Source organism: Paenibacillus hamazuiensis, from assembly GCF_023276405.1.
Taxonomy (GTDB): Bacteria; Bacillota; Bacilli; order Paenibacillales; family NBRC-103111; genus Paenibacillus_AF; species Paenibacillus_AF hamazuiensis.
Genome location: NZ_JALRMO010000001.1, coordinates 2,073,079 through 2,086,221, shown reverse-complemented (window position 1 = coordinate 2,086,221; position 13,143 = coordinate 2,073,079). Strand labels below are relative to the sequence as shown.

Annotated in this window: 12 protein-coding genes and 1 CRISPR repeat array (1 of these 13 only partly in view); all 12 genes read right to left on the bottom strand. The window is 49.0% G+C overall.

Annotated features, from left to right (window positions below; all coding sequences use genetic code 11):
* Positions 1-3,034: a CRISPR direct-repeat array (repeat unit 32 nt; unit sequence ATTTCAATCCACGCTCCTACACGAGGAGCGAC); it reaches 527 nt to the left of the window's first position.
* Positions 3,035-3,865: 831 nt separating this feature from the next.
* The 12 genes from MYS68_RS09100 to MYS68_RS09045 all read right to left on the bottom strand — a co-directional run bounded on the left by MYS68_RS09100 (position 3,866) and on the right by MYS68_RS09045 (position 13,104).
* Positions 3,866-4,141, bottom strand: a complete 276-nt coding sequence (locus tag MYS68_RS09100; RefSeq protein ID WP_248925533.1) for a hypothetical protein — start codon at positions 4,139-4,141, stop codon at positions 3,866-3,868.
* A 97-nt stretch (positions 4,142-4,238) separates the two neighbouring features.
* Positions 4,239-4,787, bottom strand: coding sequence for a DUF3231 family protein (locus tag MYS68_RS09095; RefSeq protein ID WP_248925532.1), 549 nt, complete (start codon positions 4,785-4,787; stop codon positions 4,239-4,241).
* A gap of 91 nt (positions 4,788-4,878) precedes the next feature.
* Complete coding sequence (locus tag MYS68_RS09090; RefSeq protein ID WP_248925531.1) at positions 4,879-5,184, bottom strand: cyclic-phosphate processing receiver domain-containing protein; 306 nt, start codon at positions 5,182-5,184, stop codon at positions 4,879-4,881.
* Between the two features lie 133 nt (positions 5,185-5,317).
* Entirely contained in the window at positions 5,318-5,611 is a 294-nt protein-coding gene (locus MYS68_RS09085) for a Dabb family protein (protein WP_248925530.1), read from the bottom strand.
* Positions 5,612-5,799: 188 nt separating this feature from the next.
* The gene (locus MYS68_RS09080) at positions 5,800-6,657 is read right to left on the bottom strand and encodes an aminoglycoside 6-adenylyltransferase (protein WP_248925529.1); all 858 of its coding nucleotides are present in this window, start codon (positions 6,655-6,657) and stop codon (positions 5,800-5,802) included.
* 148 nt (positions 6,658-6,805) lie between these two features.
* Positions 6,806-7,369, bottom strand: a complete 564-nt coding sequence (locus MYS68_RS09075; RefSeq protein ID WP_248925528.1) for a GNAT family N-acetyltransferase — start codon at positions 7,367-7,369, stop codon at positions 6,806-6,808.
* A gap of 136 nt (positions 7,370-7,505) precedes the next feature.
* Positions 7,506-9,317 (bottom strand): hypothetical protein, encoded by a 1,812-nt coding sequence (locus tag MYS68_RS09070; RefSeq protein ID WP_248925527.1) that lies wholly within the window; start codon positions 9,315-9,317, stop codon positions 7,506-7,508.
* Positions 9,318-9,398: 81 nt separating this feature from the next.
* The gene (locus tag MYS68_RS09065; protein ID WP_248925526.1) at positions 9,399-10,010 is read right to left on the bottom strand and encodes a DedA family protein; all 612 of its coding nucleotides are present in this window, start codon (positions 10,008-10,010) and stop codon (positions 9,399-9,401) included.
* Positions 10,011-10,187: 177 nt separating this feature from the next.
* Positions 10,188-11,144 carry an SDR family NAD(P)-dependent oxidoreductase gene (locus tag MYS68_RS09060; protein WP_248925525.1) on the bottom strand — a complete coding sequence of 319 codons (957 nt, stop codon included), beginning with the start codon at positions 11,142-11,144 and terminating at the stop codon, positions 10,188-10,190.
* 116 nt (positions 11,145-11,260) lie between these two features.
* The gene (locus tag MYS68_RS09055; RefSeq protein WP_248925524.1) at positions 11,261-11,782 is read right to left on the bottom strand and encodes a TetR/AcrR family transcriptional regulator; all 522 of its coding nucleotides are present in this window, start codon (positions 11,780-11,782) and stop codon (positions 11,261-11,263) included.
* 121 nt (positions 11,783-11,903) lie between these two features.
* Complete coding sequence (locus MYS68_RS09050; protein ID WP_248925523.1) at positions 11,904-12,467, bottom strand: methylated-DNA--[protein]-cysteine S-methyltransferase; 564 nt, start codon at positions 12,465-12,467, stop codon at positions 11,904-11,906.
* Between the two features lie 16 nt (positions 12,468-12,483).
* Entirely contained in the window at positions 12,484-13,104 is a 621-nt protein-coding gene (locus tag MYS68_RS09045; RefSeq protein ID WP_248925522.1) for a TetR/AcrR family transcriptional regulator, read from the bottom strand.
* Positions 13,105-13,143: the final 39 nt, after the last annotated feature.

The window sequence follows — 13,143 nt, the reverse complement described above, 5'->3', positions numbered from 1 at the left end:
TAGTCACATTTCAATCCACGCTCCTACACGAGGAGCGACTGACAGCAACACCATCTATTTCCTGGATTCGGACATTTCAATCCACGCTCCTACACGAGGAGCGACCCTCGGGATGCGTCTCATCGATAACCATCGACGATTTCAATCCACGCTCCTACACGAGGAGCGACGGTTGCTGTCCTTCGCGTTCGCCGTACCCCATCTATTTCAATCCACGCTCCTACACGAGGAGCGACTCTGGAAACGATCCACCTACCACTTGGGTAGCCAATTTCAATCCACGCTCCTACACGAGGAGCGACACAGCAATTCGAGCACTTGCGACCATCCGGTCTTATTTCAATCCACGCTCCTACACGAGGAGCGACTATAAGCGTCGATATTCTCGACCTGGGGGCCGTTATTTCAATCCACGCTCCTACACGAGGAGCGACGGCCAAAATCAACGCCAGCGGCTTCGTAAAGGTACATTTCAATCCACGCTCCTACACGAGGAGCGACATTATTAAGCCGCCAGGCCGGGTATCCCAGCCTGATTTCAATCCACGCTCCTACACGAGGAGCGACAAAGGCCGGGAAATAATCGCTTTTTATGTTTATTAATTTCAATCCACGCTCCTACACGAGGAGCGACGACTTACCTACTTCCCAGGCTTTTTATTTTTGTCTATTTCAATCCACGCTCCTACACGAGGAGCGACCCAGGTTCAGCCATAGCGTACCGTCGTCACGAAATTTCAATCCACGCTCCTACACGAGGAGCGACCCGGGTCCGCTAATTTTAGAATAATTTCGCAGATATTTCAATCCACGCTCCTACACGAGGAGCGACCGCTTCACTACGCCATTTTATGCGTCAATATACATTTCAATCCACGCTCCTACACGAGGAGCGACGCGCGATGATTAAATTATTACTTGTCGGATGATATTTCAATCCACGCTCCTACACGAGGAGCGACGATCAACTCGAAGTATACAAGCAATAAAGGAGTGACATTTCAATCCACGCTCCTACACGAGGAGCGACGACGGACGCGGACGTTACGGTCGCAAGCGGTACGGCGAATTTCAATCCACGCTCCTACACGAGGAGCGACGCGTTAAAGTCTGGACAATTAGACCACGTTTACATGATTTCAATCCACGCTCCTACACGAGGAGCGACGCTTCGAGCGCGGCAAACATCGTCAAGAACAACACATTTCAATCCACGCTCCTACACGAGGAGCGACGGAGCAAATGGCCAAGGGGTCAGCGTTCAGTATGATTTCAATCCACGCTCCTACACGAGGAGCGACCACTACATCTTCCCACTGGTATAAATCATCTGCGGATTTCAATCCACGCTCCTACACGAGGAGCGACTAGCGCCGGATATCGTCTGCGTCCGCGATCGTTTATTTCAATCCACGCTCCTACACGAGGAGCGACCTCGGCAAGGAAAAGGGTCCGATGACTCGCGAGATTTCAATCCACGCTCCTACACGAGGAGCGACTCTCGAAGACACAGACCAAAGCAAAGTCGTTGGGATTTCAATCCACGCTCCTACACGAGGAGCGACTCAATCGCGAAATACCGAGATCAAAGCAAGAGCCGAATTTCAATCCACGCTCCTACACGAGGAGCGACTAAGGACGATGTTAATATCGCCTTGGCCGAGATATTATTTCAATCCACGCTCCTACACGAGGAGCGACAATAGCAAGGTTTCGCCTCCTTTCCTAGTCGAATGAATTTCAATCCACGCTCCTACACGAGGAGCGACCGGCCAATGGCTGGCGCGTACCGGACGGTATCGATCCATTTCAATCCACGCTCCTACACGAGGAGCGACGTTGTTCTTGACGATGTTTGCCGCGCTCGAAGCATTTCAATCCACGCTCCTACACGAGGAGCGACCCGAGCAGTTGGATTTGCATCACTGTCTGCGCGCATTTCAATCCACGCTCCTACACGAGGAGCGACATTACATTAATGTAACGCTAGCATTACATATTGATTTCAATCCACGCTCCTACACGAGGAGCGACTGATTCTGCCGTTGTTCCATTCGGATAAGCAGTTATTTCAATCCACGCTCCTACACGAGGAGCGACGGCATTAAGCAGTTCAATAACCCTCTGAATGCCGATTTCAATCCACGCTCCTACACGAGGAGCGACGCATAGTCCAACGCTTTTGCCACATCGTTCCCGACATTTCAATCCACGCTCCTACACGAGGAGCGACTAATGTTATGGTATACAAATGGGGTAACGCAGGATTTCAATCCACGCTCCTACACGAGGAGCGACCAGCAAAATGCTTAAAAAATAAAACAATAGGAGTGATTTCAATCCACGCTCCTACACGAGGAGCGACGTCTTTAAAAGCATCTTCGAGCTCTTTGGCGGCGAATTTCAATCCACGCTCCTACACGAGGAGCGACCGAAAGGAATGTGCTGGAGGTAGTGTCCGGGGGATTTCAATCCACGCTCCTACACGAGGAGCGACGATCTGGAACAATACTTAAAGATGCTACGCGCCAAAGATTTCAATCCACGCTCCTACACGAGGAGCGACTGCTTGTCGTATGGCGGTATACCTACGGATTCATTTCAATCCACGCTCCTACACGAGGAGCGACCGGCTTTTGCTCATCGACGGTACGCACGATCTGCTATTTCAATCCACGCTCCTACACGAGGAGCGACCGTCTCGCTCGTCGATACTGGAGACGACAGCTACGGCATTTCAATCCACGCTCCTACACGAGGAGCGACAGTACTTTTTGCGACAAATGCGGACGCTACAGTCATTTCAATCCACGCTCCTACACGAGGAGCGACTCTGGTTCAGGTATTTTTCAAAATTCGCCGGTCTATTTCAATCCACGCTCCTACACGAGGAGCGACGATCGGATTCTTTTATGACCTTCTCTATTTCGAGTTATTTCAATCCACGCTCCTACACGAGGAGCGACGACGGCTGAGCAATCCGTCTTAGGAGCCGTGCTGTTATTTCAATCCACGCTCCTACACGAGGAGCGACTGCGACACGTATCAAGCCTTGCAGGTCAAGGCTTGCAGAGCCTAAAAGTGCGAATCGGCTTCGCTATTCCGAAAATCTGTCAATTTATTCGCCTAAACATGCAAAAATCCTTGATCTGAGGCGCGGTGCGAATCCCTGTGGAATTCATGTGAGCTTCAGGTTCGCACCTCATGATTTTATCCCCTATCGCTTATCCCCATGTAGGCTGTTGAACATCTCCACATAGGCAAGATGAGGGAATTGTATTGGATTATTGATCAACATAAGCAATTGATTTAACTGAAAGGTTAATGTTAATATAGAGAATTTTTCCTTTGAATCTTTGCCTGTAACTCTGTACTTATCTAAAGTATAATTTTTAACCTCATTATGATCAAGGAAACCTTTTTTACTCGGATTACGGTTCCATATCCACATTTCCCGTACTTCCGTCCACAGCACGTTACCACCTACCGCGGATTGTTTATATTAACCTGAATTTCGAAGACAGCACTCTATGAAAATATGAATGTTGCTCCAAATCTTTATCTATTTCTTTGTTATAGGAAGCGTCCTTTGGTCTGTACACCACTTACCTCCATCAGGCGTTATTCTTTAGCACTGCACCATAACAAAACTATCATCTACCAACGTTAATTAAAGCAGGCGGAGAACAATCATCCGAGTGACTCACGATCTTCTTGAACAGTGTGGCTTGATTCAGGCGACCATGTGCCAAATTTAGGGAACCACATCTCAAAAATAGCGAGTACCCAAAGGGTTGTGTTCTTCGTTGACGATAACATGGTTACTGTTTCAAAAAAATAAGCCTAGCACTGTCACTGATTCAGGCTACGGCTTGCTTTTATTTGTTGAATTTAACTGCAAGTTTGATAAATCAATTATGAATTTCCCCGGAATCAACATATCTAAACCAATCAAGCCATGGATACTTGAGTATTCACCAATCCTGCCAAAATCGATATGAGTGTATTCAAGTTCCTTCAGGGCTTCTTGAGCATCTTGCATCGGTTTGATTACAGCCACTTCCTCTGCATGAAGTTTACTGTATGTCATCACCTTCTTTGGATGATTTTTGTTATTATACCAATCGCTAATTACCATCAAACAAGCTGATAGCCTCATAGCTACACAATAAAATAAACGTACCTCCGCAGTACGTTTATCGTGTAATGCTCTATTTTAATCTTATGGCGAAATCCCTTTATTGCCTCGGAACGCCCGGCGGATGGTAAGGCGGCGGAGATTTGAGCCACCCTCGTTCCCGCATTTTTTCCTTTAGAATGGCTCCAAACTTCGCTTGTTCGTATAGCAGGTTAGCCCACATCAAACCGATATCGGACCGAACCGCTTCCATCATACTCCGGCAGCATTCCTTAGAGACCAGGAGAAGCTTCGCGGCAAGAATGTTCGCAATTTCGTCGTCATTCATTTTCGCTCCCATTGGAACAGCCCCGGCTTCCGACCTCGGTTTATCCCCCGGCGATGCAGGAATCGGTATGCCTGCCACTTCCATGACCTTTTTTATTCGTTCCGATTGGGAACTGCAAATGGCAACGGCTTCATCGAGCAATTTAAGAAGATCCGCGTCCGTTGTTGTATTTCTTCCGATTTGTTCCAGAACGATAGCTTCCTCTATATAAGCTAAGTATTTCCATAAATCCATCACTTCGCCCACGTTTATGGGAGGCTCGGGTTGATTATCGACAAGTGTCTTAAATAAATGCGCAACTGATTCCAATATATTTGTCAATGGGTGCAATACCTCCCCCAAAAAAACTATTCCGGCGTATTATTCCACGGATTTAGGGAAATTATTACATCCACCCGGAGCGCACTTCGGATTAAATCCAGGGAAGCGGACTGACGGACACTTTAACCGATGCCGGCTTGTGCTTCAAAAGTAATCCCAGCATCTTCTGCCTTCCGAACGGATTGGCCGAATGGATGATGATTTGTTTCGGGTATATGTGATTTTCAACGATATATCTAACTACATCGTATCCTGTTACAGGCAATGTGCCCAGATCAAAATCGAGCGAAAGAACGCTCACCTTCCCGGTTTTCAAATATTGAATGGCCTCCGCAGCCGTTCTGGCCAATTTGAATCCGGGCGGATTCGGACGGGTGTCATCCAGAAAGACATTCATCGTGTATGTCTTTCCTTTCACTTAAAGATTCGGCTGCCCGGGTCGGAGAAATTTCCTGACAGGAATACATAAAGGAACCCCTTTCTTAATCGAATACTCCTTAGACTATGCTCCGATTAAGAAAGGGGTGCTATTAAATCTCAATATCCACGCCGATGCTGTCCAGTCTGCCCACCTCGCGAATGAAGGCGGCAACGGCCTGGTGCTGCTCGTTTACGGTGTATGCATCCAATGCGGCCTGATTTTCAAATCGTGCCATCAGGACGACTTGATATTCCTTGCTTCTTTCTGCGATGTTGAGACCCGCATGAATCTCCACGATTCCGGGTAACACGTCTTTTAATGCTTTATAGCGGCTAATGACTTCTTGGAGCTGCTCCTGCGTGGTCGTTTCTGCAAACTTGAGAAGTACGGTGCGTTGAATCATTTTTTTCACTCCAATATAAAATTTATTTGATTGCCGAACAGGCTTCTTCATTATGCGTTAACCGACTTCCGTTTGTCTACTCCCAAAGCTTCCGGCGGCAAAAAGGAAAAGCGGCTGTTTCCCCGCTTTACTCCCCAACGGAAAAACAACCGCTCTCTTTATATGCCGATCATCCCGGCTTATGCCGCCTAACCTTCCAAAGACTGCGCATCCAGAGGCAGCTTCCTTACCTTTTCGATATAAGCCGTGACGCGGCGGTCCTCTTCGTGCGGGTATTCGAACCCAAGACGGCCCGCAAGCGGTATGCCGATTTTACGAATAAACGTTCCGGCCTGAAAAAGCTTGTTCCACTGCTCTTCCGGGTCCGCGCCGACGTACAAAGAAATATACTCGTCGTAAATATCGGGCTCCAGAAACCGTTTGAACCATTTCCCGGTACTTCCCGTGTTCACATTCCAATCATGGTTAATGCCTATATGCCACTCCAAAAGATAGCGCAGCGATTCCATGAAATATTGATCGTAAAGGGTTTTCACCCTCGGTATTTCGTCCCGCCACAGCTCTTTCGCAATGTACACCTGCAGCCACCACAATTCGACGATGTGAAGATCCCAAAGCTCCTTGGAAGGCCGCTTGATCAGATAGGAGCGGTCGCTGGGCTCGGGCAAATTCAGGTTCAAGTTGTCTTTATCGAGCAGCACCTTGCATAACGAATCGTCATACACTTCCTGAATATTTCGGATATCTTTAAAACTGAGATCGATTCGGACGCTATCTTCGAACTGCATCATGTAAATGGAAGAACCGTCCTCGAAATATTCGTACTGCACGACCACCTGTTCGCCGAACCCGTCGATCCAGCTTCTATCTGCGTTATACGGATGGTTTTTCAAATCGGCCATGTAAAAATCCACATCATAATCCTGCATAAAATCTTTCGGGGCATTCGGATTCATTCGCGAGCCGTTGATGATAACACACCGGATATTCGCATCCTGCTCCGCAAACTGCACGAGCTGCGCCAGCACCTCTTGTTCGTTACGCATATTTTTTCCAACCTCCACATTCTATTTTGAATTAAGTTAAGAATGTGGCGTCAGGAGGTCCGCGAACCCGACAAGCATTACAGCAGCTGCGTTACAAATGATTCAACATTTTCTTCACTGCCGTCCCTCCATCCTTCCGAATCAGCGGTTAGTCAAACAACAAATACCAGTAAAGCGCAATTTCGTCGCTCTGCCTGTGAATGCCTTTGTAGAGGTAGGAATCAAAGCCGCCGATCACAAACCCGCAGCTTTCGTAAAATCGGCACGCCTTGACGTTATTGCTTTGCGTCTCCAGCATGATACCGGGCATTCCGTATCCCTGCGCCCAAAGCTTGGCCTGTTCGATGAGCCTGCGGCCAACTCCATGCCCTCTGAATTGTTTGTCTACCTTGATATCTTCTACGTAGGCATATTGGTTCCAGTTTCGTTTTAAAACGATTTGGCCTATTGCCCGATTGCTCGCAAACGCTGCATAAATCGCCCGATCCGGATGATCGATATATTCGGAACTGCCCATGTCCCCGGTTTCTTCCGAATCTTTGGCTGCGTAGCTTTTCTCGTAAGCCGGGATTTCTCTTAAGGTATATCCGATTTGATTATCCTTTAAAGATAGGACCATGGTCGAATTCACGGTAAAAGTATCGTCAATATCGATCGGCAGCGACCGATCTTCCGCAGTCAATTTTCTGATGGTGATGTCGAGTCCATCCATAGGCATCGCTCCTTTAATCCAGGAAAATAGGATGACCTACTTTATGGACGGCGGACCGCGGACTTAACGGAACACGGTTTGTTCTGACATTTTGGTCCGGTGCCTCCTCTCTTAAGTTTTCTCGCAAGCTCACTGCCTATTTGCCGATACGCATGAGGTTCATAATTTCATTTTGCAGCATAAGCCGCTCCATCATAAGCACCTGGTTGCCTTCATATCCGGGTTTTTCCAGGAGTGCTGTCAGCTCCTGCAGCTCTTTTATCTTTGTCTCGAGTTCCACCTTGTATTCCGGAGTCGTCTGGGCCAGCTTGTACAAAGATTCTATGTTGTCATCCCGCGTTTCCACGACGTGAAGCCGCTTGCCTTTCTGCTGCCAATAAGGGATTTGTACCTTTTCGGCAGGGGCTATGTAAGTATCCTGACGCGGTCCGATAAATGTGGGTTCGTGGCTCATGAACGGAATCGATTTCTCAGGACCGAGAAAGCTGGCCGGTTCCTCCTTCAGGATATCATGCTCGATTTGATGAGCGATAATTTCCAATGCTTCCATGATGCCGACTTTGGCCTGCCGCAAGTTATTTTGGATGTGCGCGTTCCCCTCCTGATCGAACCCTTCAAACCCTTTAATTCGTTCATATGATGGCAGGGATAATTGATCGATTTTGCTTCGGAAACCGGGGTCTCTAACGAGATTGTGCACATGCTTCCAATCCGCCGTTTGCAAAATACCAAGCCCGATATTCATCAGCGTATCTTTGATCCACACGCCGTTCGTATCCTTGACAGCACTGGATGCCGCGGCGCTGAAAATAAACGGCTTCCGGGACGGGCCTTTCCGACTTCCGATATTTTCCTGCTGTTTCTTTTTGCTTGCAAACAGTTCCTCCTGCTTGCTCTTGATGTACCCGATGGACGGAACGGCAAACTGGCCGCTTAAAGTTCGGGCCATAATCGGAATAAAGATGGATAAATTGCCCGTCTTGTCGCTTATGTGCTCGGAGATCAGCTGCATCAATTGCTTGTCCAACTCCGAGAATATTTGCTCGATCGCAGTTTTCTTAGGTTCGCCGGTATTGTTCTGCACTGCTGAATCGTTTTCGTCTTGTTTGTCCAAATTTTGCATTTTGACAAATGTTTCGGCATCCGTAGCAAAGTTGACCTGTGTGGTGATGCCCCCTCCCTTCGTCGACTTTTTGACTGTGATTTGTTTCAGCTTTTGGGCTTTTACCTTGTTGCTGTTCTTGTCATAAAGCCCTGCGCTGCGGTGGGATAAATGTTTCGGCTGCACCTCTGCATCCTGCAGAGCAAACGAAAGTCCGACGGACTTGAAATCGCCGGTCAATTTTTCCAGAGTGGGGTTACCGCTGATCAGTCCCGACAACGAATTCCGTATGATCGTATCAACCCGTTCAACGTCGCGCGGATCCGGAATCGGACTGTTGCTCCCCATTGTTCGCATGAGAAAAGGCGGACTGACCAGCTCCAATGCGTCGAAAGCATCGGTCTCCAGGATGAACGGCAAATCCGTATAGGGCATCTTCTCCGTGGAATGGGCAAGCTCCAGATGTGAAATTCCCGAAAGCGTCTCTTCTTCGGTCTGGGCAAATTCATGCTCGAAGCCGACCGTCGTGAACGGCTCTATGGATTCTGCTTTCACCTGCATGTTCGAAAGGTTCTGCTTATTTTTTTGTTCTTGAACATAACCGGCCAGATTGCCGGAATCAACTTCAAAATAACGTTGGACAACGGGACCGCCAGGTATGCTGTGGTTAGAGGCATCCTGCAAGTACTGCAGCGCCAGTCGGTTGCCGACGATGCTTTGCAGCTGTAAAATACCGGATGGCGTATTCAAGGAAGATGCAGTGACCGGACTCGCCGTCTGCCGGACGGGCTTCTTTATCTCTTGTGAAACATGGGGAGATTTGCCTGCACTTCGCGAAGAGTTCATCGCAACCGGTTCCTTTCCGTTAACGGCTTTACCATATTGTCCCTCAGCTGAGTTGATTTTGTCAACCGAATCCTGGTTTATCTATCTCTGCTTGACAAGGCGCATAACCCACTTTCTCAAAATCAAGCTTGCCACAAGGCACCCGAGTCCGATAAACAACAATTTCAAATAACGCTCCACCAATATAAAAACCTGCTGCCACTGCTCGCCGAACCCATAACCTAGCGCAAAAAAAGCGACGACCCACAGACAGCATCCCGCGTATGCATAAATGAGAACGGTCCGATAAGGAACGCGAATAATGCCGACGAAATACCCGATAAATTGTCGAACCCCTGGAATGAAAAAACCGGCGAGCAGCAGCTTGTCTCCGTATTTGTCATAATAACGGCGCGTCTTCTGCACCAACGATGGGGTTATGGACATCCAGCCGCCATAACGCTCAATCAAAGGCATGCCCAGCTTGTAGCCGATCCAGTACGTAATCGTAACGCCCAGCAAAGCCCCCGCCAAAGCGGCCAAAAAAGCCGGCAGCGGTTGAAGCACGCCTTTGTAAGCCAAGTACCCGGTGTAAGTGAGCGTACTGTTCCCCGGAGGAATCGGCAGCGCGATAAAATCCAAAGGTATTCCGAGAAGCAGCACGAAATATCCGTATTGCTGAAACAGTTGCTCCACCACGTAGATCAGATTCATTTTCGGCCCCTTGCCATATCAAAATTGTCGTTTCTTACCTACAGTATAACCCGACAAACTGGCGGAAACCAAAAGGAAATCTGAACGAAAGCATAAAAATTAATGAAAAATATCTTAACAATGGTTTTATAAGATGTATTTAGTGATTAATCAATTACATAAGTGCGCAATTCATCCTTACTTTCGATTCATTATTGAGCGAATCGTTTCGGTAATGCCTTCTTCAAAATCCGTCGCAACTATCGGACCGATCTGTCTCCGATATTTCTCGCCGCTGAGTGTCAAAGGTTCTTCGGTCAAGTACAGCATCTCGATAATCTCCTTCATGACGGGCACAAACATACCGAGCAATGACAACCCGACTCTGCCAAGAGGAATGACGGGTTTCGTATGACCGCTCGCTTTCCGGGCGAGGCGCACGATCTCCCGCCCCGAGATGATCCCGGCGCCGGGAATGTTCCAGTTCTGCCCATACGCATCTTCCCGGTATGCCAGCTCGACGATCATTTTTGCAGCGTCGGGCAAGTAGACATATTCGCGGGGGACATGCATATTGCCGATAAAAAACGCCAGCTTGCCGGCCGCAATCGCCTCGAGTGTCGATCCAAGGTAAGATGCTTCGTTAGCGGTAGGCCCGTAATAATCCGGCAGACGAACGATCATCGGCCGTACGTCGCGCCAACGATCGCTAAACAACATCCGTTCGAAGGCCAGCCGAGTTTTCCCTTTTTTCGTATGCGGCTGCTTGGGGTGCTCTTCCGTCACTTTGTCCATCTGCCTTCTGCCATAAGGATAAATGCCGTCAATCGCAACAACTTTCAAGTTTCGCCGCCGGGCCGCTTCCATGACCGCTTCCCCGAGAGGGAGCAGCTTGCTGACCATCTCATGATACGGCACGTTCGCGCAATGAAATAAAACGTCAGCCCCTTCGGCTGCAGCCTCGATGTCTTGAGATCGAAAAGCGTCACCGACGGCGAGCGACAAATGTTCGGGATTCCCGAGCTGAAGCGCCAGCTGCTCCAGTTTGGTGCGCGAGCGCCCAAACGCGATGGTTTCCACCCCCCGCTTAATCAATTCGGCCGTCACAGCCGCACCGGTTCCGCCTGTTGCGCCAACCACGATTGCTTTTTTCATTTTCGCCACTCCATTCATTAGTTAGTAATCAATCAATCATTTCATGATCAAATCATACCTGTTTGTTAGTGATTAGTCAATAACTATTTTCGAAAAAAATTTTTCGAGCCCTCCCGTTACTCTTCCATCAGCTCCGGCAAGCCCAGTGCCATCGAAATGTTGCACAGCATACCCCTGGCCAAAAATAACAAAGTACGCTCTTCCGGTTTCGCAATTCCGGCATGTCGAAATGCTTCGAGCACGATTTGGCGAACCTCCCGAAATCCGGCTTGCATCGCATCGCGAATGACATCCGCTTGAATAGTCTGAGCTTGCATTTGCAGTAAAATCTCGTTGTTATGCTCAGCCAAAATCCCCTCGTACGCTTCGATCAATCGTCCTTCCAACTGATCCGCAGGCGCGGACTCCACAACCCGCTTAAACGATTGGATGATCCTCTCCCAAGAAACCTCCAAAGCAGCCAGCAGTAAAGCTTCCTTGGTAGGAAAAAAACGAAAAATATACGGCTGCGATATTTTCGCCCGCTCCGCTACTTGCGCCGTAGTGGCCCGGTAGTAGCCGATTTCGGCAAATATTTCGATTGCCGCTGAAATGATCTCCGCTTTGCGGTTGACCGAAGCCGTCTCGTTTTTGGACATGTTATCCCGCCTTTATCTTCATTAGTGATCGATCAATAGCTATTATAGTATACTTGACTTTTCTTCGTTCCGCAATTATACGCAATTGGCAAGCAATCTTTGCCGCTCCAACGCCGCTCGGTCAAAACCTGAACCGAGCATGTCCTTGCGGAATAAAATCGCGAAACCCTTCCAAATGAAGCAGCGCCGTTTTCACCTGTAAACCGCCTCTGAACCCCGTCAATGCAGAACTTTTGCCGATGACCCGGTGGCACGGAACGACGATCGGTACCGGATTGGCCCCGTTCGCTGTGCCCACAGCCCGTACGGCTTCCGGACTTCCGACCGCCTCCGCGATATCCGAATAACTCCGAACCTCCCCATACGGTATCCGGGTTAAAGCTCCCCACACATTTGTTTGAAAAGCGGTGCCGCGCAAATCCAAGGGGAAGTCGAACGCTTCCCGATGCCCGTCGAAGTATTCGGACAATTGCTTGATATATTCGGACAAACGAACGCACTCCTCGATCAATACGGGGTTCGGTATTTTTTTATTCGCCCACGATTGCAGTGTTTCAAATGATTCGTTCGGCAGTGTGATCCGGCATACCCCCCGATCTGTCGCCGCCAGGTAAAGCGTTCGATTTTGCAATACAGGATGCCTAAACGATGTCCAGTACACTTCCGTCCTATTTCCATTTCCCATCCGTTTCAATCCTCCTTTATTGAGCGGGCTCGCCGGTGCTCTCCGAAGCAGGTGTTTTTCCACCCAAATAATATTGAAATACGGGATTCATCATCCCGATCAGCTGCTCGAGAGGAACCGCGGAAAGCGCCTCGCTGCGCAGCAAATTGCGCACAACCGCCAGGCCGATGAGCTGGGATACGACAAGCTCCGCTCTGAGCTCCCGGTCAGGTGCTGCAATTTTCTGCGCCATCGGCTGAACGATATCTTGATCAAGCAGCTTGCGAAGCGACGAAGCGGCGTCGGGATTGGCCAGCGTACGCATGATGATCAGCATGGGATCGTTCGGATCGTGTTTGTCCCATTCCGGCACTTGCGAATTGAGCAGCCTCGCTCCCAAAGCCGATAATTCCCCCTCGAAAACGGAGGATGGGCATATGCCGACGCTTGTCAGAGCGCTTAGAAAAAGCTCTTCCTTCGATCCGAAATACCGGATGACCAAGGCGGCGTCAATGCCGGCTCTGGCGGCGATTTTTCGCACGGTTACCCTCTCGTAGCTGTCCTGCGAAAACAAAGCGCGCGCCGCCAAAAGAATCTGCTGGCGCGTAGCTTCGGAATCGCGGGTATTTTTGCGGGTCGTATGTTTCGATTCACTCATCTTTTCGTATTCACCTTTCGATCTTCAGTTATGGATGAT

What these genes read in the sequence shown, in the direction of transcription:
- MYS68_RS09090 (WP_248925531.1), bottom strand. Translation starts at nt 5,184, where the DNA reads ATGAATGTCTTTCTGGATGACACCCGTCCGAATCCGCCCGGATTCAAA.
- MYS68_RS09085 (WP_248925530.1), bottom strand. Translation starts at nt 5,611, where the DNA reads ATGATTCAACGCACCGTACTTCTCAAGTTTGCAGAAACGACCACGCAG.
- MYS68_RS09080 (WP_248925529.1), bottom strand. Translation starts at nt 6,657, where the DNA reads ATGCGTAACGAACAAGAGGTGCTGGCGCAGCTCGTGCAGTTTGCGGAG.
- MYS68_RS09075 (WP_248925528.1), bottom strand. Translation starts at nt 7,369, where the DNA reads ATGGATGGACTCGACATCACCATCAGAAAATTGACTGCGGAAGATCGG.
- MYS68_RS09070 (WP_248925527.1), bottom strand. Translation starts at nt 9,317, where the DNA reads ATGAACTCTTCGCGAAGTGCAGGCAAATCTCCCCATGTTTCACAAGAG.
- MYS68_RS09065 (WP_248925526.1), bottom strand. Translation starts at nt 10,010, where the DNA reads ATGAATCTGATCTACGTGGTGGAGCAACTGTTTCAGCAATACGGATAT.
- MYS68_RS09060 (WP_248925525.1), bottom strand. Translation starts at nt 11,144, where the DNA reads ATGAAAAAAGCAATCGTGGTTGGCGCAACAGGCGGAACCGGTGCGGCT.
- MYS68_RS09055 (WP_248925524.1), bottom strand. Translation starts at nt 11,782, where the DNA reads ATGTCCAAAAACGAGACGGCTTCGGTCAACCGCAAAGCGGAGATCATT.
- MYS68_RS09050 (WP_248925523.1), bottom strand. Translation starts at nt 12,467, where the DNA reads ATGGGAAATGGAAATAGGACGGAAGTGTACTGGACATCGTTTAGGCAT.
- MYS68_RS09045 (WP_248925522.1), bottom strand. Translation starts at nt 13,104, where the DNA reads ATGAGTGAATCGAAACATACGACCCGCAAAAATACCCGCGATTCCGAA.